Source organism: Paeniclostridium hominis (genome assembly GCF_014306135.1).
GTDB classification, from domain to species: Bacteria; Bacillota; Clostridia; order Peptostreptococcales; family Peptostreptococcaceae; genus Paraclostridium; species Paraclostridium hominis.
Genome location: NZ_JACRWD010000013.1, coordinates 1 through 20,170, shown reverse-complemented (window position 1 = coordinate 20,170; position 20,170 = coordinate 1). Strand labels below are relative to the sequence as shown.

Below are 20,170 nucleotides of genomic sequence, written 5' to 3'. Positions count from 1 at the left end.
AGCTTATGGCAGAAACATTAGAAAAAAATGCAATAGATAAATCAGAATATCCACAAACAACAGAAATGGAAAATAGATGTGTTAATATGATAGCTGATTTATGGCATGCACCAAAAGATCTAAACTATATAGGAACATCAACAGTAGGATCATCAGAAGCATGTATGCTTGGTGGTATGGCTATGAAGTTTAGATGGAGAAATAGAGCTAAAAAATTAGGAATGGACGTTACAAGTAGAAAACCAAACTTAGTAGTATCATCAGGATTCCAAGTTTGTTGGGAAAAATTCTGTGTATACTGGGATATAGAAATGCGTTTAGTTCCAATGGACGAAGAACATATGAGCTTAAATATAGATAAAGTTCTAGACTATGTAGATGACTACACAATAGGGGTTGTAGCATTACAAGGTATAACATATACAGGTAAATTTGATGATATAAAAGCATTAGATGCATTACTTGAAGAATATAATAAAACAGCTAAAATAACAGTACCAATACATGTTGATGCTGCATCAGGTGGATTATTTACACCATTTATAGATCCAGATATGGAATGGGATTTTAGATTAAAAAATGTAGTATCAATAAGTACATCAGGACATAAATACGGATTAGTTTACCCAGGTATAGGATGGGTAATATGGAAAGACGAAGAGTACTTACCAAAAGAATTAATATTTGAAGTAAGTTACTTAGGTGGATCAATGCCAACAATGGCGATAAACTTCTCAAGATCAGCAAGTCAAGTTATAGGACAATATTATAACTTCTTACGTCTTGGATTTGAAGGATATAGACAAATACATCAACGTACAAAAGATGTAGCTATGTATTTAGCAGATGAAATAGAAAAAACAGGATTATTTAAAATCTATAATAATGGTGAAAACTTACCAATAGTATGTTATAGACTAGTAGATAATGCTAATGTTGAATGGACATTATATGACTTAGCAGATAGATTAGCAATGAAAGGATGGCAAATACCTGCATATCCATTACCAATAAACTTACAAGACACTATAATCCAACGTATAGTATGTAGAGCAGACTTAAGTCGTGATATGGCTGAATTATTCATAAGAGATTTAAAAGCAGCTATAAAAGATTTAAATAATGCAAATGTATTAATGCATGGTAAAAAAACAGAAAATAAAGTATATGGATTTACTCATTAATAACTAAATAAAAATTAAACACAATCTTAAAGAGTCTTAGTATTTTAAAAATACTAAGACTCTTTTTATTGTTTGTTAAAATGAAGGTTATGATTTTTTTATTGCAAAATTATTTTTGGTGAATTTTTTTTTGCAAAAATTGTTTAATCAAAGACATAAGGGGTATATATACAGTGTACAAAACGACGATTTATTATAGGCCTAGAATAATTTACGTTGTGGAAAATTAAATATACTAGGAGATGATTGACATGAAAGACGAAAAAGCAGCTAAAAGGAATTCCCTTAGTTTATTTGCATTCTTCGCAATGACTGCATCAATGGTTATGACGGTCTATGAATACCCAACATTTGCAACATCAGGGTTTAATTTAGTATTTTTCCTTTTATTAGGTGGTATCTTATGGTTTTTACCAGTTGCATTATGTGCAGCAGAAATGGCAACAGTTGACGGATGGCAAGAAGGCGGAATATTCGCATGGGTTGGAAATACATTAGGAGAAAGATTTGGATTTGCGGCAATATTTTTTCAATGGTTTCAAATAACAGTTGGATTTGTAACAATGATTTATTTTATATTAGGATGTGTTTCATACATATTTAATTGGGATTCATTAAATAGTGTTCCATTAATAAAATTCATAGGAGTTTTAGTAATATTTTGGGGATTAACATTCTCACAATTAGGTGGTACTAAAAACACAGCTAAAATAGCAAAAGCTGGATTTATTTTTGGTATAGCAATACCTGCAGTAATATTATTTGTATTATCAATAGCTTATATAGTACAAGGAAATCCTATAGATGTAAAAATAGGAGCAAAATACTTTGTACCTGACTTTTCAAAAGTAAACACATTAGTTATTTTTGTTTCATTTATACTTGCTTATATGGGTGTTGAAGCATCAGCATCTCACGTAAATGAATTACAAGATGCTAAAAAGAACTATCCATTAGCTATGATTATGTTAGTTGTTTTAGCGATAATTTTAAATACTATAGGTGGATTAACAGTTGCAGCTGTAATTCCACAAGGAGATTTAAGTTTAAGTTCAGGTGTAGTTGAAACATTTAAAGTTTTAATATTACATTTCAGTAGTAATTCTACATGGCTTGTAAAATTAATAGCTATATTATTAGCATTAGGAGTAATGGGTGAAGTTAGTGCATGGGTTGTAGGACCTTCAAGAGGTATGTATGCAGCAGCTCAAAAAGGTATTTTACCTAAATCTCTTGCAAAAACTAATCAACACGATGTTCCAGTTAACTTAGTTTTTGTACAAGGAGTAATAGTTACAATATGGGCAGCAGTACTTACTTTTGGTGGTGGAGGAAATAATGTATCATTCCTTACAGCTATATCATTAACAGTAGTTATATACTTAGTTGGATATTTATTATTCTTTATAGGTTATTTTGTATTAGTACTTAAAAAAGGTGATTTAAAACGTTCTTACAATGTTCCTGGAGGAAAAATATTTAAACTAATAGTTGCAGCATGTGGTTTATTAACTTCAGTGTTTGCATTAGCTATATCATTTGTTCCACCAAGTCAATTAAGTGGAAAGAGTGTACATGAATATTTAACTATATTAAGTATAAGTTTTATTATAACTATATTAATACCATTTGTAATATATTCAATATCAACTAAAAAGAAATAAAATTAGCTATAAATAACAACAGATAACTATTTAAAAATTAATACAATAGATAAACAGCATAAGATTTTAGGAGGGTTTTTACAATGTTATTTAAAAAAGAAGACGATTATAGTACACCAGTGTTTGGGACAATAGAGTCTGGCTCTAATATTCCAAAGGATGTAATAGGGAAAGATTCTATTGCTCCAAACATAGCATACAGACTAATAAAAGATGAATTAATGAATGAAGGAAATGCAAGACTTAATTTAGCAACATTCTGTCAAACATATATGGAAGATGAAGCAACTAAACTTATGGCAGAAACATTAGAAAAAAATGCAATAGATAAATCAGAATATCCACAAACAACAGAAATGGAAAATAGATGTGTTGATATGATAGCTAATTTATGGAATGCACCAAAAGATATGAATTATATAGGAACATCAACAGTAGGATCATCAGAAGCATGTATGCTTGGTGGTATGGCTATGAAATTCAGATGGAGAAATAGAGCAGAAAAATTAGGTATAGATGTAACTAAGAGAAAACCAAACTTAGTAGTATCATCAGGATATCAAGTTTGTTGGGAAAAATTCTGTGTATACTGGGATATAGAAATGCGTACAGTACCAATGGATGAAGAGCATATGAGCTTAGATATAGATAAAGTTTTAGATTATGTGGATGATTATACAATAGGTATAGCAGCATTACTAGGTATAACATATACAGGTAAATTTGATGATATAAAAGCATTAGATGCAGTAGTTGAAGAATATAATAAAACAGCTAAAATAAGTTTACCAATACATGTTGATGCCGCTTCAGGAGGATTATTCACACCATTTATAAATCCAGAACTTGAGTGGGACTTTAGATTAAAGAATGTAGTATCAATAAGTACATCAGGACATAAATACGGATTAGTTTATCCAGGTATAGGTTGGGTAATATGGAAAGATGAAGAGTACTTACCAAAGGAATTAATATTTGAAGTAAGTTACTTAGGGGGAACAATGCCAACAATGGCAATAAACTTCTCAAGATCAGCAAGTCAAGTTATAGGACAATATTATAACTTCTTACGTCTTGGATTTGAAGGATATAGACAAATACATCAACGTACAAAAGATGTAGCTATGTACTTAGCAAATGAAATAGAAAATACAGGATTATTTAAAATATACAATAATGGTGAAAATTTACCAATAGTATGTTATAGATTAAGAAATGAAGATGCAGTTGAGTGGACATTATATGACTTAGCAGATAGATTAGCAATGAAAGGATGGCAAATACCTGCATATCCATTACCAGTTAATTTAGACAAAGTTATAATACAACGTATAGTATGTAGAGCTGATTTAAGTTATGATATGGCTGAATTATTTATAAGAGATTTAAATACAGCTATAAAAGATTTAAATAATGCAAATGTATTAGTACATGGTAAAAAAAGTGAAAATAAAAGATATGGATTTACTCATTAATAAAAAAATAACTATCTCTGTAAGGAGATAGTTATTTTTTATGTGTATTAAATTATAAGCTAAATGCCCATAAGTTTTTTGCTTCCTTAAGAAATACATCTACATCCCAAGTCTCACTACTTCTTTTTTTACTATCAGAATCATTAACTTTTATTTTACCATCATCAGTAACTCCAGTTAATACAATATAATGACCTTCTTTTGTAAAATGCCCTGGTCCCATAGTTACTATAATTGGGTGACCTTTTTTTAGTGTAGATATAATACTTGATGCACTTAGAGGTATAACTTTGCTTTTAAGACCAAGTTTTCTAGCTCCTTCAGTCATTAGAGACCAAGAAGTACCTACTCCATTAACTAAATATCCATTTTCCTTGCTAAAGTTTTCTATGTATCTAGGATTTATATTTGTATTGCCAGTAAGTCCGACTGTAACCATTGCTAAAGCAGTTGGGCCACATCCATTTATAGCAAAAAAGTCTGGACCATATTTATCATATCCCCATCTTTCATCCCATTGCATAAATAATGGAATCTCTCCTTTTTTGTAATCATTTCTTATATCAATAGGATTATTATCTGTAGATGTTTTATGTTTAGGATAATCAACTACAAAGTTTATAGTTTCAGGTTTTTTAGAAGCTAGTTCTAGAAATTCTTCTGGATATTGTTTTGTATCTTTTAATATTTCATAAACTTGAGGGTATTGTGGTGCTAGTTTAACTAAGTTTTCAATAACAGGATCTTTAGATTTAAGAATTTCTTGAGGCAATTGAACAACTTTTTGTTCTACTTTTTTAGAAGGACTTGATAACATATGTGAAATTTCTTTATATCCTGCATATATACCTAGTGCTATAACCACAGGAACAACTACATATGTAACATTTTTTCTACTTTTATTTTTAGATTTTATACTATGTTTCCCTTTTGCGTAAGTCACTTGTGCTTTCTCCTTTACTGCTGTTTTAATTTAATATATTAATTATACAACTTTAAAATACACTACAATATAACAAAAATGTTACAAAGTCATAATATACGTACATTTACAATAACGATTAAAAATGAATTAATTAATGTGTAATTGTGTAATAAAATTTATTTACAAATTTAAAACATGTAAAAAAACATGTAAAAAATATGTAAAATATGAAAGTGAATATTTAATTTAAAATGATATATTATATTATAATATTGTTATAAAACCAATGAAAATTAAAAAAAGTTGAAATAATAATAAAAAATATGTTAAATATAATATATAGGGTATCATATATATTTGTAAAAAAGTATAAATATGGTTAATATATGTAAAATATATGAAAGAATGTGAGGCTTAAATATGAATCTAAAAACTAAAGATATAGCTAATAAGTCTGGAGTGTCTATAGCGACTGTATCTAGATATCTAAATAATTCAGGATATGTAAAAGAAGAAACTAGAAAAATAATAAAAGATGCCATAAAAGAACTAAAAGGCAATGATAATAACTCACACATAAAAAATATAGCTGTATTGTTACCTGATTTATCTAACTTATTTTTTATAGATGTATTAAAAGGTATAAATGAAGAAGCAATAAAAAATGGCTATAATGTATTTTCTTTTGATAGCAATGAAGATATAAATAAAGAATTTCAAATATTAGATTCATTATTAAACCTTAATATAGATGGAATCATAATAACACCATCTTCAGGAGATTTAAAAAATAGTAATAAATATGCTAATAAGTTAAAAAGTTTAAATGTTCCTGTAGTATTAGTAGACAGAGATTTAATATATAGTGATTTTGATGGAGTTTTTATAGATGATAAAAAAGGGGCCTTTGATGGAGTATGTATGTTGATTAATAATAATCATAAAGACATAGCGATAATAACTGGGCCATTACAAACTAAACCAAGTATAGAAAGATTAAATGGATATAAAGAAGCTTTAAGTATAAATGATATAGATATAAAAGAAGAGTATATATATGAAGGCGATTTTCAAGTTGAATCTGGATATAGAATAACAAATGATATAATCAAAAATAATAAAGATGTAACTGCTATATTTGTAAGCAATAATATGATGTTATTAGGAGCTATAAACGCATTAAATGAAAATAACTTAGATATAGGAAAAGATATATCTTTATTAGGATTTGATGATTTAGAGTTTTTAAATTATGTAGGAATAAATATAAGTGTAGTAGCAAGACCAACATCGGAAATGGGAAAAATATCATTAGAGATATTAAAAAAGAAAGTAAGTGAATTTGAACCATGCTCTACACAAAATGTGGTTTTAAAACCATATTTGATAGCTAGAGGATCAGAAAAAATAACTAAAAATATATAAACATTAATTAGGAGATTGGAGACGTTAAAATGAATGTATATTTAGCTGAATTTATAGGGATAACAATAATTATATTTTTAGGTTGTGGAGTTTTAGCAGGAAACTCACTAAAAAAATCTGGTTCTTATGGAGCGGGAAATGTGGCTATAAATCTTACTTGGGCAAGTGCTGTTGCACTTGCAGTATATATATCTGGAGACATAAGTGGAGGACATTTTAATCCAGCTGTAACTATAGCTAATGCTATAAGAGGAACATTTTCGTGGAGACTAGTTCCAGGATATATAATAGCGCAAGTTTTAGGGGCAATGTTTGGAGCTTTATTAGTATACTTACAGTACTTACCACATTGGAAAGAAACAGATGATGAAGAAGTTAAATTAAAAGTATTTGCAACTGCCCCAGCTATAAGAAATAACATTACTAATTTTATGAGTGAATATTTTGTTACTTTTGGTTTAGTATTTTGTACATATGGATTAGATACAAATAGATTTACAGATGGATTAAAGCCATTGATTGCAGGAGCTTTAATATTTGTACTTGGAACTTCTTTTGGAGGAGTAACAGGATGTGCTATAAATCCAGCACGTGATTTAGGACCTCGTATAGCTCATTTTTTATTACCGATAGTAGGTAAAGGTAATTCTGATTTTTCATATGCTTGGGTTCCTATAATTGGACCTATAATGGGTGGTAGTACAGCAGCTATGGTATATGTTGCATTATATGAGGGAGTTATAGATTTTAGACTTATATCGCTTTTAGTTCTAACAGTTGTTATATTAGTGATTATAAAGTTAAAAAGCAAAGATGAAATTAAAGAGCAAGTAAACTATATGAATGAAGCGGTGTAATTACTGTATATAAATGATTTACTAGATTGGAGATATTAAAATGAATAAGATATGTGTTATAGGAAGCATTAATATGGACTTAGTTGTAAATGTAGATGAAATGCCTAAAAAAGGACAAACTTTAATTGGAAGTAATTTTAAAGAAGTTCCAGGAGGTAAAGGTGCTAACCAAGCAGTTGCAGCATCAAGACTTGGAGCTAATGTATGCATGGTAGGCAAAGTTGGAAGTGATGGATTTGGACAAAATTTATTAAATCAACTAAAAAATAATAATGTTGATACTAAATACATTCAAATAGAAGAAGGTGCAAGTGGAGTAGCACTTATAACTGTTGATAAAAATGCAGAAAATGCAATAGTTGTATCTCCAGGAGCTAATTTTAAATTAGCTCAAAAAGATATAGATAATTGTATAGATGCTATAAAGGAAAGCAATGTTGTAGTAATTCAACTTGAAACTCCTATAGATACTATAAAATATGCTTTAGAAAAATCTAAGGAATTAGATAAATTTACAATATTAAATCCAGCTCCAGCTGTTAAGTTAGGTGATGATATTATAAAAAATGTAGATTTATTAACTCCAAATGAGACGGAATTAGAAATATTAAGTGGAGTAAGTATAAATAATGAGGATGATATACTTAAAGCTGCTCAAGTAATGCTTGAAAAAGGTGTAAAAAAACTTATAGTTACACTTGGTTCTAAGGGAAGTTTATATATAGATAAAGAAAATAAAATATTTAAAAAATCATATAAGGTATATGCAATAGATACTACAGCAGCAGGTGATAGTTACACAGGTGCAATTGCTGTATCGCTTTCACAAGGCAAAAATGTAGAAGATGCTATAGATTTTGCGTCAAGAGTTGGAGCTTTATGTGTTACAAAAGAAGGAGCACAAACTTCACTACCTACAATAGAAGAAGTTTTAAACTATAAATTTTAAAGGTGGCTATTATGAAAAAAGGAAAATTAATAAATAGTGAATTATCTTCGGTAATAGCTAAAATGGGGCATACTGATTTATTAACAATATGTGATAGTGGCCTTCCAATCCCAAAGGATGTTCAAAGAATTGACTTGGCATTAAAACGTGGAATACCTACTTTTTTAGAAATACTAGACACAGTGTTGGAAGAATTGGAAGTAGAAGAAATTATAATAGCTAATGAGATGGAGGAAGTTAGTAATAATTTATATTTAGAAATATTAAAGAAATTTCCTCATATAAAAATAACAAAAGTAAAGCATGAAGAATTTAAATGTATTACAAAAAATTCTAGTGCAATAGTTCGAACAGGGGAATTTACTCCATATTCAAATATAATATTAAAATCAGGAGTTGTATTTTAAGAAAATAAAGAATTGAAATTTCTAAAATAAAGGCATTATCATATAAAATGATAGTGCTTTTTATTTTTATATTTTAATAACTATATTACATTTGTTAAATTTAACTTAATAAGAAAAGATAAAAAGTTCTTTAAAAATGAAAGCGGTGTATTTAAAAGTTAATATAGGAATTTAATAAAAGAATTCAATAAGACTAATAAAAGCTATTTAGATGACAATATAAAGGCTAGAAATGAAATTTATAATATATATGAAGATATAAAAATTAATTATAAAATATATATTTTATTTATGTAAATTTAGTACATTTTTTATTATAATCCATTAGAATGGGTATTAAATAATATATAAAAAAATATTATAAAATTTTTAAAAAAAGAAGCTATCTCTAAACCGTAGTGTTGAGGCAGTTTCTTTTATATTTTGGGGCTAAAAGGTAAAAAATTGAAAAATTTATCAGCTTGAATATATACCATATATGGTATAGAATGTACTATGTGATTACTACATATGGTATAAAAATTTATTGTTATGTACAATATTAAATTATAAAAGTCAATACTTTTGTAGAATAAAATTTAATCAATCAAGATGTATTAGACAAAAGGAGAGTTTTATGAAAAAACAACTAAATATTATCAAAAGGGATGGAAGTATTGTAGAATTTCAAAAGGTTAAAATAGAAAATGCAATACTTAAAGCAATGAAATATGGAAGTGGGATATATGAAGAAGAAATAGCTAAAGAAATAGCTAGTGAAATAGAAAACAAATGTATTGAAGAACTACTTTCACCAACTGTTTATCAAGTTGAGGACATGGTTTATAAAAATTTAATAGAACATAAGCATGAATTAACAGCTAAAGCTTACGAAGGGTATAGAGCTGTACAATCTTTTAAAAGAGAAAATAATACTACGGATGAAAGTATATTAGGTCTTTTAGATAATAGTAATGAAGATGTTATAAATGAAAATTCAAATAAGAATGGATTATTAGCATCTACACAAAGAGATTTAATTGCTGGAGAAGTATCAAAAGATATTGCTAGAAGAAAATTAATTCCAGCTCATATAGCGCATGCGCATGACGAAGGAGTATTACATTATCATGATATGGATTATGCAATACAACCTATTCATAACTGTATGCTTATAAATTTAGAAGATATGTTAAACAACGGAACTGTAATAAGTAATAAATTAGTAGAATCGCCTAAATCATTTACTACAGCATGCACAGTTACTACTCAAATAATAGCTCAAATAGCTAGTGGGCAATATGGTGGGAACTCTATAACTATAAAACATATAGCACCATTTTTAAGAGTATCATACGATAAGTACTATAATAAATATATAAAAAAATATTCAGAAGAAATAGCTAAAGAATTAGCAGAAGATAGAATGATGGAAGAGTTAAAAAGCGGAATACAAACTATAAGATATCAACTATCTACGTTATACACAAGTAATGGTCAATCTCCATTTTCAACTATATACCTAGAAATTGAAGAAGGTAATGAATATGAAAGGGAGATGGCTTTAATATGCGAAGAAATGATACTTCAAAGATTAGAAGGAATGAAAAACTATAAAGGACAAGAAGTAGGAGAAGAATTCCCTAAATTAGTTTATTTATTAGATGAACACAACTGCTTAGAAGGTGGAAAATATGATTATATCACTAAGTTAGCAGCTAAGTGTAATACCAAGAGATTAGTTCCAGATTATCAAAGTGCTAAATTAATGAGAAAAAATTATGAAGGAAATACATTCCCTCCAATGGGTTGTAGAAGTCATTTATCTCCATGGAAAGATGAAAATGGAAATTATAAATGGTATGGAAGATTTAATCAAGGAGTTATATCTCTTAACTTAGTTCAAGTAGCATTAACAGCGAATAAAGATATGGATAAGTTTTGGGAGATCCTAGATGAAAGATTAGAACTTTGTAGAGAAGCTTTAATGGTTAGACATAACTTATTAAAGGGTGTAATATCAGATGTTTCACCTATACATTGGCAACATGGAGGAATTGCAAGACTTAAGAAAGGAGAAAAAATAGATCATTTACTAGAAAATGGCTATTCAACTCTTTCTTTAGGTTATGTTGGTGTTTATGAAATGACACAAGCAATGTTAGGGGTAAGCCATACAACAAAAGAGGGAGAACAATTTGCACTTAAAGTTATGCATCATTTAAATGATGCATGTCAAAAGTGGAAAGAAGAAACAGGTCTTGGATTTGGATTATATGGAACTCCTGGTGAAAGTTTAACTTCAAGATTTTGTAGAATAGACAAGCAAAAGTTTGGAGAAATAAAAAATGTAACGGATAGAATGTATTATACTAACTCATATCATGTTCATGTAAGCGAAGAAATAGATGCTTTTTCAAAACTTAAATTTGAAAGTCAATTCCATGATATAAGTTTAGGTGGATGTATAAGTTATATAGAAGTTCCAGATATGAGCAAAAACTTACAAGCTGTAGAACAAATAATAAACTATATATATCATAATATACAATATGCTGAAATAAACACAAAACCAGATATTTGTTATACTTGTGGATTTACAGGTGAGATAAAACTAGACAAAGATTTAGAATGGTATTGTCCTAACTGTGGAAATAGAGATAAAAATGAGATGCAAGTCATGAGAAGAACTTGTGGATATATAGGAGCAAATATGTGGGGTAAAGGCCGTACTCAAGAAATAGGAGAAAGAGTATTACATCTATAAGTTTGGAGTGATAAGTATGAGATTTTCTAAGATAAAAGATAATGATATAGCCAATGGATTAGGTATAACAATGTCTTTTTGGACTCAAGGATGTCCACATCATTGTAAAGGATGTTTTAATAAAGAAACTTGGAATTTTGAAGATGGAGAGGAATTTACACAAGAAGATCTAAAATATATTATAGAAAGTATTAATAAAAATAATATAAAACGAGATTTATCTATATTAGGTGGAGAACCATTATGTCCTGAAAATGTTGAAGGAGTAATAACTTTATGTAAAGAATTTAAACGTCATTATCCAGAAAAACTTATATACTTATGGACAGGCTATACTATAGAAAATTTTGATGATATTCAAAAAGAAATTTTAAATTATATAGATATATTAATAGATGGTAAGTTTGAAGAAGATAGAAAAAACTTATCTATAAAATTAAGAGGTTCATCTAATCAAAGAGTTATAGATGTAAAAAGATATCTAGAAGATGATGCTGTGATATTATATAAATTAAGTTAATTATAAAAATAAAAGCTAATCAAATACTTTAATAAGTGTAAGATTAGCTTTTATTATAAAATTTATATGAAAATGATATTTATTTTCATTTACAAAATAAAATTACTATGTTATACTTATTTCAGATGGAGAAATTGCTTAGTTTCTCTACGAATTGATGAAGCACTAAAATTCTAAAATTCAGCACGCAAATAATATTTTAAAGTAAAATGTCCGTTACTTAAAGTATAAAACATTTAGAATTTTTATTGCCAAATTATTTACACTCATAATTTAATCTAAAAAATTAATAAAAATTTTTAAAAAAGGTCACAAAATTATTTGTGACCTTTTTTAATGATAATGAAATTCATTTACAAAAAACAAAATTTATGATATATTATATACAGGCTTAAAATTATCGCGGCAAATTTCTGATTTTATAGGAGATGATAATTATGGCAAAAATGATGGGACCTAGATTTAAACAATGTAGAAGACTAGGACTAAACGTATGTGGACATCCAAAAGCGATGGATAGAGCAGTTAGAGGTACTTCTAGAGCTGACAAAAAACTTTCACCTTATGGACTACAATTACTTGAGAAACAAAGATTAAGAGCTTATTACGGAGTATTAGAAAAACAATTTTCAAATTACGTAAAAAAAGCTATGAAATCTGATGAAGCTACAGGTACTGTATTAGTTCAATTACTAGAATGTAGATTAGATAACTTAGTTTATAGATTAGGATTAGCTAGTTCTATAAGACAAGCTCGTCAAATGGTTGTTCATGGACACATTTTAGTAAATGGAAAAAAAGTTGATAGACCTTCTTATGGAGTTTCAGTAGGAGAGGTTATATCTTTAAGAGAAAAATCTCAAAAGAACTCTATGTTTAAAGCTAGTTTCGAACAAAATGCTACTAGCCAATACCCATACTTAAGTAAAGATATAGAGAATTTCTCAGGTACTCTTACTAAAATACCTGAAAGAAATGAAGTTCCAATAGAGATAAATGATATTTTAGTTGTAGAATTTTATTCTAAGCTTAAGTAATTATAATATAAATATAAACTCAATTAGTCTATATTTATATTTAAAGTGTAGACAAGAAATTGTCTACACTTTTTTATATTATATTAAAAAATGCATAAATTAATAATGATAAAAAGGAAATATATTAAATTATATTCTTTTTTTATTTTGTTAAAAATAAATACAAGGTAAATTGTAAAAAGGTAATAATATTATTATAACCTAGTTACAAATAAGTAACTAATTGTTATAGATATAAAATATTGATATATTAAATTTACAAAAATAAGTATACTAAGGAGAAAAAATAATGAGCAGAATAATAAATACAGAAGAATTTGTAAATGAAGTAGAAAATTCAAAAGAAACAACAGTAGTAGACTTTTTTGCAACTTGGTGTGGACCATGCAAAATGCTATCTCCAGTTTTCGAAGAACTAGGTCAAGATATGGAAGATAATGCGAAGTTTTTAAAGGTAGATATAGATCAAAGTTTAGAGTTAGCTAGAAGGTTTGAAGTAAGTACTGTTCCTACAGTTATAGTTTTCAAAGATGGAAAAGAAGCTGAAAGATTAGTAGGATTTATACCAAAGCAAAAGTTAGAAGATATGGTAAAAGCGCATATATAAACCTAGAAAGGAATGACGAAATATGAGGTATGATATTGCTATAGTTGGTGATGGTCCTGCAGGTTTAGCAGCTTCAATAAATGCTAAAATAAGAAACAAAAATATAATACTATTTGGAAGCGGAAGTGATAAGCTTGCTAAAGCACCATCTATAGATAATTATTTAGGTATTTATGATGTAAGTGGAGCACAATTAAAAGATAAATTTATACATCATATAACTGAAATGGGTATAGAAATAACCTATGAAAGAGTAAATAATGTTTATAGCATGGGTGATTATTTTTCTTTAGCAGTTGGAGATAAAACTTATGAAGCAATAACTGTTATTATAGCTACAGGTGTACAATATGGAAAAATGATAAAAGGTGAAGACAAATATCTAGGAAAAGGTGTAGGGTATTGTGCTACATGTGATGCAGGATTATATAGAGATAAAGTTGTTGCGATAATAGGTTATAATCATGAAGGTGAAGAAGATGCAAATTTCTTAAGTGAAATAGCATCAAAGGTGTATTATATACCAATGTACAATTTAGATAATAAGTTAGATTCTTCTATAGAAATAATAAATGATAAACCTGTAGAAATACAAGGAGAAAAATTAGTTAACAAACTAATTTTAAAAGAAAGAGAACTGGATGTAGATGGAGTATTCATTATGAAAGATAGCGTTTCACCAAGCTATATGGTTCCAGGATTAGAGGTTGAAGGACCACATATAAAAACTGATAGAGAAATGAGAACAAATATAGATGGATTATATGCAGCAGGAGACTGCGCAGGTAAGCCATATCAATACCTTAAGTCAGCTGGACAAGGTCAAATGGCAGTATCTAGTGCTATATCTCAATTAGATAAATTAAGAATAAATAAAATAGAATCAAAGAAATAATAATAAAAAAATAACCCTATAAAGTGAGGTTAAAGTAAAACTTACTTTAAGGGGTTATTTTTTTGTTATTAAGTATTGAAAAAAACTATAGTTAAATATTTGTATATAAAATTCATAATAATCAAAATTGGACAAAATAATTTCGATATTATAATCTAGTATATAAACTATAAATAGTATATTAACGTTACAAACTCAGGAGGATAGATTTGTGCATAATGTGAGTAATATGACGTGTAATTGTCCAATAGAAAAATTATTTAATGTATTAGGGAAAAAATGGGTAGCTAAAATAGTGTGGTCAATAAATGATAATAAGATAAGATTTGGAGAACTCCAAAGAAGTATAGATGGATGTAGTAAGAAGATGTTGATTCAACAATTAGATTTATTGATAGAACATAAGCTTGTTATAAATGAGAAAAAATTAATAAACAATAACATAGAATCAACTTACTATTTAAGTAAATCAGGATTAATGTTATTAAATGTTATGACAAAAATGATAGATTGGAGTAAAGAAAATGCTATATACACTGAAGATTAAATGGAGTTACCAAAAAGTGACTAGTTGATATGCATATAATTGCTTGTTATATTATATAAACAAGCAAAGCCTTTAACTTTGCAAAAAGTATAAGGAGGAAGACATGAATTACACATTTTTTTCAGAATTTATTATGATAACAAACTGGTTGACAGTGTTATCAATAGGAATCTTAGTAGGACTATTCTTTATAGTCAACAAGCTAAGCAAAAAGTTAAACTTTACTAAATTGATGATTTTATCAATAGTAATGGGAATTGGATTAGGACTAATAATTCAATATATAGCAGGATTCCCAAGTGATCCTACAAAAATAACTTGGCTAACAGAAGTATCTAAGTGGTATGGACTATTTGGATATGGATTTATGGATCTTTTAAAAATGCTAGTAGTACCACTAGTATTTGTATCAATTGTAAGAGTAATAATGAATTTAAAAGATGGTGAGAACTTAGGAAAGTTAACCGTTAGAACCGTAATAATGTTACTTGGTACTACAGCTATAGCTGCAACAGTAGCTATAATAGTTGGTAACTTGTTTAAATTAGGTGTAGGACAAGAAGTTTTAAACCATACTGACAAGATGAGAGAGGTAACTCCTATAGTTGATACTCTAAGAGGATTACTACCATCAAATCCAGTAGATGCTATGGCTAAAGCTAATGTGGTTGCTATAGTTATATTTGCTACATTTATAGGAATAGCAATAAAAAGACTTAGTAAAAAACATGCTGATACAATTAAGCCATTTGTGGATTTAATTGAAGCATTTTATAAAATAATAATAAGTGTATCTATAACAGTTATAAAATTAATGCCTTATGCAGTAGTTGCGTTGATGGCGACATCTATAGTAGATAGAGGTATATCTTCAATATTAGGTGTTTTAGATTTCATATTGGCATTATATATAAGTGTAGCTATAATGTTTGTTATACACTTAATAATAATATCAATAAATGGTATAAATCCAATAAAATATTTAAAGAATGTATCTAAGCCTCTTATATTAGCATTTACATCAAGATCAAGCTTAGGTACTTTACCAGTTACTATAGAAACACTGACAGATAATTTAAAAGTAGATCAAGGAATATCAAGTTTTGTTGGTAGTTTAGGAGCTAACATGGGAATGAATGGGTGTGCAGGTATATATCCAGCATTAATGGCAGTAACTGTAGCCAATATGTCAGGAACTACAATGAATTTTAGCTTTTATGTAATGTTATTAATAGTAATAACTATAAGTTCTTTAGGTATAGCTGGTATACCTGGGACAGCTACAATGTCAGTTTCAGTAGTTATATCAGGTATGGGAATGGGAGCATACTTTCCTTTATTGGGAGGTATACTTGCAATAGATCCTATATTAGATATGGGGCGTACTATGCTTAATGTAAATGGAAGTATGGCTTCAACTATAGCAGTTGCAAATTCTTTTAATGAGATAGATAAAGATGCTATAGAGTAATTTATAAAAATAGACTAGAATAATTATTCTAGTCTATTTTCATGTAAATATGTAAATTTAAAAATGGTATTTAAATAAATTTAAATATCATTTTTTAAACACTTGTTAGAAAAATACAATATAGCGAGACCTGCTATTGCTGTAACAGATGATATTACTATATCCATATCAACTGAATATTTAAATACATAAGAACATGCATTATCTAGAGCATGAAATAATATGCATAACCAAATGCTGTTAGTTTGAGTATATATAAAGGTCAAAACAAATGATGATGCTAAACAACTTAAAGCAAATGGTATGAAGTTCAAATGTTGTTGTGGTGAACCAACTATAAACCATAAAGGCAAATGCCAAACTGACCAAATTATACTTATGATTAATGAACTTTTTATAGGAGAATATTTAAGCAGCAGTTTTGGAAGTAAAAATCCTCTCCATCCTATCTCCTCTAGTCCACCACCTAAAATCATAATAGGAGTTAGCCAACTTAAAAATATTAATGAATAGTTTAAAAGTATATATTTATCACGAAAAAAATTTACGACAATATATGGTATAGTCCAAAGGATTAAAGCTGTGAATATAACATATAAATATTCTCTAAAACTCTTTTTGATATTTATACAGCTTAAAATGAATTTTTTAAAATCTGATTTTGAACAAAACTTCTTTTTAACCAAAAAACCAGCAATAGCAGGAGAATATCCAGACAAGCCATAAAATATCATAAATATAGGAGATCCATACTTTAGTAAGTGTAATTGAGTACACGGTATAGTGACACTAAAAGATATAGTACAAATGATTATTATAATTGAAAAAAAGTATTTAGTTTCTTTGGATATAATCATTTTAGTAACCTCCAAATTTATATAAATGTATAAATTATATTGTAATAATACCAATATATAAAGTACAATACAATGTCAAATGAATTTGTTTAAATTTAAAAAACATTAAAAATATATTTACATATATATTAAAAATATATCCTTCATATTATTAACAAATAGTTTAATGGATATTACAGTGTTTATATATGAAAAGCATATAAATAGCCTTAAAAATATATATTAAATTTTTAATTATATATTTTTAATAGAAAAGATATGATAAGAATTGATAGTGAAGATATAAAAATGCCTAGAATATATTCTAGGCATTTTTATTAAAAACTATTAAGTAAGAAAAATATGGTTTAGTACAGCTAGTATAAATGAACAAGACAGTATTATAGATACAACAATAATATGACGTTTTTTGTTCATTACTACTATAGCTATATATTCTCTTATTAACGCATTAGGAATGAAATATAACGCAGTTTTGCAAGCTAAGCCCTGACTTTTTAAACCTGCCATTTTAGCATAAAGACCAGCCCTAAATAAATGATAATTATTAGTGACAAAAATGCTATTGTATCCATTAGGCATTAAGTTATCCATTATATTCTTAGAAAATTTCATGTTTTGCAAAGTATTAGTTGAATTATCTTCAGCAATGGTATCTTCAGCAGGTATTCCTTTTTTTATTGCATAATTTTGCATAGCTATAGATTCGGCAATTTCTTCATCTGGACCTTTACCCCCAGAAAATATAATTTTTGGAGGGTTACTAACTTTAGACTGTTTGTTATAAAATTCAATTGCTTTATCTATTCTGTTAGCAAGTAGTGGAGGAACTCTATCGCCTATTACTCTGCTTCCAAGTACTATTATGAAATCTTGATTTGTTTTTGGTTTACTAAATGTATACAAGAAAGAAATCATTAAGAAATTAAAAATGCTAAATACATAATAAATTTCAATTAAAGCAAACCCTTGTAAGAATACATTTACATCACTTGAAAAGAATCTTGAAGGAGAAACTATAGTCCAAATTACATGTATGACAAGAGCTAAACCTAAAAACAAAGTTAATAAATTAGATAAACTTTTGCTTTCTCTTTTCATAACAATTCTTGCATTTATAAATAAAACAATAATAAGTACGTAGATTCCAAATACCAAAATTATCAAAAATAGTACAAAAGTCAATGATAAAAAGATTAGTAAAATTATATTTCCTGTAGATATAGCAATATAAGCTATATCTAAAATAGCTACGAATATAACTATATTAAATAATAAACCATTTATAAGTCTTCTTTTATCGCTTATATAAGAAATTATAAACACAGAAAAACTAAGTATGGTTAAAATTAAAAAAAATAAATACATATTACACCTCTAAATATTTTATATTTATAAATAATGATTTTAAATTATCATTATAGCGTAGTATACCCCAAAATAAAAACATGGTATAAATTATTTAATAAATAATGTAGAGTCAATGTTAAAAAATAAGGTGTGTAATAGTAAGTTATTGATTAATGAAGCGAGAAGGAGATTTGATTAGGTTATAATATTTTATAAAAAGTAATTAATATATAAAAATTTTAAAGATTGAGAAAATTATAAAAATAATAGGCGTTATGATATAATATAATTGAAATATAAATTTATATTTAGGAGGATTAGGTATATTGTTTAAAAGTATTGCTAAGATTTCTTTAAATGTAGTTATTGTATTTATTATAGCTTATGTATATATGTATTTTAGTGATAATTTACATATATCTGAAGAACCATTTTTTAAATTAGTTGCTATAACTTTTACATTTTCAAATATTATAATAATAGCTCTTAAAGTTTTCTTTGAAAAGAATAATCATATAGATATAGATTTAGATTAAATAATAAAGGTCATTTCAAAATGGAAATGACCTTTATTATTTAATCTAAACTTATTTAAAAATTATAATGTTTATGATATAAAATAGAATAAGTGAAAATAGATATAATATTTGAAATGAGGTAGAATCTATGAATAATATAGTAGTTATATGTGAAAATACAGAATGTGCAAATAAGTTAGGAGAAGAAGCTAATAAATTAGGATATAATGTTAAATTTGAAATCCAAAAAGGAAATGATATAATAGATAAAATATCAATAGAAGATATAAAGTCAGCTAAGGCAGTTTTATTTACTTTAAACCGTAGTATAGAAGATATACAAGAGATAGAGAGATTTATAGATGTTGAATATTATGAGGTAGAGCCTAGCATATCTATAAATAATCCTGATCAAGTCATAAAAGATATAATAGCAGATTTAAACAATTAGTATATTTAAAATAGAGTGAGTATTGCTATTATATACTCACCCTATTTTGAATTTAAGAGATAAAAGTAAGAGGCATAAAAAATAAAAAATAAAAAAGTTTAAAAAAAGTGTTGACGACATTAAAATGAGATGGTATAGTATTACTTGTCCTTAAGAAAAGGGCAAAACAAAATGAACTTTGAAAATTAAACAGTAGGTTAATTATAAAAATTCTTTTTAAAGAATTAAACAACAAACAACCAAGCCAGATATTCAGATAATGATAGCTGAGCGATGGACAACTTT

General features: G+C 27.2%; 19 protein-coding genes. 16 read left to right on the top strand and 3 right to left on the bottom strand.

Going from position 1 to position 20,170, the window contains the following annotated elements; translation table 11 throughout:
• The 3 genes from H8891_RS14550 to H8891_RS14540 all read left to right on the top strand — a co-directional run.
• A partial coding sequence (locus tag H8891_RS14550) for a glutamate decarboxylase (RefSeq protein WP_187006962.1) occupies positions 1 to 1,184 on the top strand: 1,184 nt, incomplete at its 5' end.
• Positions 1,185 to 1,435: 251 nt separating this feature from the next.
• Positions 1,436 to 2,848: a glutamate:gamma-aminobutyrate antiporter gene (gene gadC, locus H8891_RS14545; protein WP_147548177.1), complete on the top strand. Its 1,413-nt coding sequence runs from the start codon at positions 1,436 to 1,438 to the stop codon at positions 2,846 to 2,848.
• Between the two features lie 83 nt (positions 2,849 to 2,931).
• On the top strand, positions 2,932 to 4,323 hold the full coding sequence (locus H8891_RS14540) for a glutamate decarboxylase (RefSeq protein WP_187006961.1): 1,392 nt from the start codon (positions 2,932 to 2,934) through the stop codon (positions 4,321 to 4,323).
• A 52-nt stretch (positions 4,324 to 4,375) separates the two neighbouring features.
• Here the strand turns inward: H8891_RS14540 and H8891_RS15540 are convergent, their stop codons facing one another.
• Positions 4,376 to 5,266: a C39 family peptidase gene (locus tag H8891_RS15540; protein ID WP_330606244.1), complete on the bottom strand. Its 891-nt coding sequence runs from the start codon at positions 5,264 to 5,266 to the stop codon at positions 4,376 to 4,378.
• A gap of 402 nt (positions 5,267 to 5,668) precedes the next feature.
• Here H8891_RS15540 and H8891_RS14530 point away from each other — a divergent pair, with 402 nt between their 5' ends.
• The 11 genes from H8891_RS14530 to H8891_RS14480 all read left to right on the top strand — a co-directional run bounded on the left by H8891_RS14530 (position 5,669) and on the right by H8891_RS14480 (position 16,709).
• Entirely contained in the window at positions 5,669 to 6,673 is a 1,005-nt protein-coding gene (locus tag H8891_RS14530) for a LacI family DNA-binding transcriptional regulator (protein ID WP_187006960.1), read from the top strand.
• 29 nt (positions 6,674 to 6,702) lie between these two features.
• A complete protein-coding gene (locus tag H8891_RS14525) occupies positions 6,703 to 7,530 on the top strand; it encodes an MIP family channel protein (protein WP_187006959.1) in 828 nt (275 codons plus the stop codon).
• A 40-nt stretch (positions 7,531 to 7,570) separates the two neighbouring features.
• Positions 7,571 to 8,479: a ribokinase gene (gene rbsK / locus H8891_RS14520; protein WP_187006958.1), complete on the top strand. Its 909-nt coding sequence runs from the start codon at positions 7,571 to 7,573 to the stop codon at positions 8,477 to 8,479.
• Positions 8,480 to 8,490: 11 nt separating this feature from the next.
• Positions 8,491 to 8,886, top strand: coding sequence for a D-ribose pyranase (gene rbsD / locus H8891_RS14515; protein ID WP_187006957.1), 396 nt, complete (start codon positions 8,491 to 8,493; stop codon positions 8,884 to 8,886).
• Between the two features lie 616 nt (positions 8,887 to 9,502).
• Positions 9,503 to 11,632 carry an anaerobic ribonucleoside-triphosphate reductase gene (gene nrdD, locus H8891_RS14510; RefSeq protein WP_187006956.1) on the top strand — a complete coding sequence of 710 codons (2,130 nt, stop codon included), beginning with the start codon at positions 9,503 to 9,505 and terminating at the stop codon, positions 11,630 to 11,632.
• A gap of 16 nt (positions 11,633 to 11,648) precedes the next feature.
• Entirely contained in the window at positions 11,649 to 12,152 is a 504-nt protein-coding gene (nrdG, locus tag H8891_RS14505; RefSeq protein WP_187006955.1) for an anaerobic ribonucleoside-triphosphate reductase activating protein, read from the top strand.
• A 437-nt stretch (positions 12,153 to 12,589) separates the two neighbouring features.
• Entirely contained in the window at positions 12,590 to 13,189 is a 600-nt protein-coding gene (rpsD, locus tag H8891_RS14500; protein WP_147548172.1) for a 30S ribosomal protein S4, read from the top strand.
• Positions 13,190 to 13,478: 289 nt separating this feature from the next.
• Positions 13,479 to 13,796 (top strand): thioredoxin, encoded by a 318-nt coding sequence (gene trxA, locus H8891_RS14495; protein WP_147548171.1) that lies wholly within the window; start codon positions 13,479 to 13,481, stop codon positions 13,794 to 13,796.
• Between the two features lie 22 nt (positions 13,797 to 13,818).
• Positions 13,819 to 14,691 carry an NAD(P)/FAD-dependent oxidoreductase gene (locus H8891_RS14490; protein WP_187006954.1) on the top strand — a complete coding sequence of 291 codons (873 nt, stop codon included), beginning with the start codon at positions 13,819 to 13,821 and terminating at the stop codon, positions 14,689 to 14,691.
• A 211-nt stretch (positions 14,692 to 14,902) separates the two neighbouring features.
• Positions 14,903 to 15,238 carry a winged helix-turn-helix transcriptional regulator gene (locus tag H8891_RS14485; protein ID WP_187006953.1) on the top strand — a complete coding sequence of 112 codons (336 nt, stop codon included), beginning with the start codon at positions 14,903 to 14,905 and terminating at the stop codon, positions 15,236 to 15,238.
• A 103-nt stretch (positions 15,239 to 15,341) separates the two neighbouring features.
• A complete protein-coding gene (locus H8891_RS14480; protein ID WP_187006952.1) occupies positions 15,342 to 16,709 on the top strand; it encodes a cation:dicarboxylate symporter family transporter in 1,368 nt (455 codons plus the stop codon).
• Between the two features lie 80 nt (positions 16,710 to 16,789).
• Here the strand turns inward: H8891_RS14480 and H8891_RS14475 are convergent, their stop codons facing one another.
• Positions 16,790 to 17,566 carry a CPBP family intramembrane glutamic endopeptidase gene (locus H8891_RS14475; protein WP_187006951.1) on the bottom strand — a complete coding sequence of 259 codons (777 nt, stop codon included), beginning with the start codon at positions 17,564 to 17,566 and terminating at the stop codon, positions 16,790 to 16,792.
• A gap of 327 nt (positions 17,567 to 17,893) precedes the next feature.
• A complete protein-coding gene (locus H8891_RS14470) occupies positions 17,894 to 18,934 on the bottom strand; it encodes a YdcF family protein (RefSeq protein ID WP_187006950.1) in 1,041 nt (346 codons plus the stop codon).
• A 308-nt stretch (positions 18,935 to 19,242) separates the two neighbouring features.
• On the opposite strand from H8891_RS14470, the gene H8891_RS14465 reads away from it, so the two are divergent.
• Both H8891_RS14465 and H8891_RS14460 read left to right on the top strand, forming a co-directional pair.
• Positions 19,243 to 19,452 carry a hypothetical protein gene (locus tag H8891_RS14465; protein WP_187006949.1) on the top strand — a complete coding sequence of 70 codons (210 nt, stop codon included), beginning with the start codon at positions 19,243 to 19,245 and terminating at the stop codon, positions 19,450 to 19,452.
• 130 nt (positions 19,453 to 19,582) lie between these two features.
• On the top strand, positions 19,583 to 19,885 hold the full coding sequence (locus H8891_RS14460; protein WP_187006948.1) for a PTS sugar transporter subunit IIBC: 303 nt from the start codon (positions 19,583 to 19,585) through the stop codon (positions 19,883 to 19,885).
• Positions 19,886 to 20,170 lie beyond the last annotated feature (285 nt).

Bases quoted from the DNA above. Each gene is read 5' to 3' on its own strand.
- H8891_RS14480 (WP_187006952.1), top strand. From the start codon at position 15,342: ATGAATTACACATTTTTTTCAGAATTTATTATGATAACAAACTGGTTG.
- rpsD (WP_147548172.1), top strand. From the start codon at position 12,590: ATGGCAAAAATGATGGGACCTAGATTTAAACAATGTAGAAGACTAGGA.
- nrdG (WP_187006955.1), top strand. From the start codon at position 11,649: ATGAGATTTTCTAAGATAAAAGATAATGATATAGCCAATGGATTAGGT.
- H8891_RS14525 (WP_187006959.1), top strand. From the start codon at position 6,703: ATGAATGTATATTTAGCTGAATTTATAGGGATAACAATAATTATATTT.
- H8891_RS14460 (WP_187006948.1), top strand. From the start codon at position 19,583: ATGAATAATATAGTAGTTATATGTGAAAATACAGAATGTGCAAATAAG.
- trxA (WP_147548171.1), top strand. From the start codon at position 13,479: ATGAGCAGAATAATAAATACAGAAGAATTTGTAAATGAAGTAGAAAAT.
- rbsK (WP_187006958.1), top strand. From the start codon at position 7,571: ATGAATAAGATATGTGTTATAGGAAGCATTAATATGGACTTAGTTGTA.
- H8891_RS14475 (WP_187006951.1), bottom strand. From the start codon at position 17,566: ATGATTATATCCAAAGAAACTAAATACTTTTTTTCAATTATAATAATC.
- H8891_RS14470 (WP_187006950.1), bottom strand. From the start codon at position 18,934: ATGTATTTATTTTTTTTAATTTTAACCATACTTAGTTTTTCTGTGTTT.
- H8891_RS14530 (WP_187006960.1), top strand. From the start codon at position 5,669: ATGAATCTAAAAACTAAAGATATAGCTAATAAGTCTGGAGTGTCTATA.
- H8891_RS14540 (WP_187006961.1), top strand. From the start codon at position 2,932: ATGTTATTTAAAAAAGAAGACGATTATAGTACACCAGTGTTTGGGACA.
- gadC (WP_147548177.1), top strand. From the start codon at position 1,436: ATGAAAGACGAAAAAGCAGCTAAAAGGAATTCCCTTAGTTTATTTGCA.
- rbsD (WP_187006957.1), top strand. From the start codon at position 8,491: ATGAAAAAAGGAAAATTAATAAATAGTGAATTATCTTCGGTAATAGCT.
- H8891_RS14490 (WP_187006954.1), top strand. From the start codon at position 13,819: ATGAGGTATGATATTGCTATAGTTGGTGATGGTCCTGCAGGTTTAGCA.
- nrdD (WP_187006956.1), top strand. From the start codon at position 9,503: ATGAAAAAACAACTAAATATTATCAAAAGGGATGGAAGTATTGTAGAA.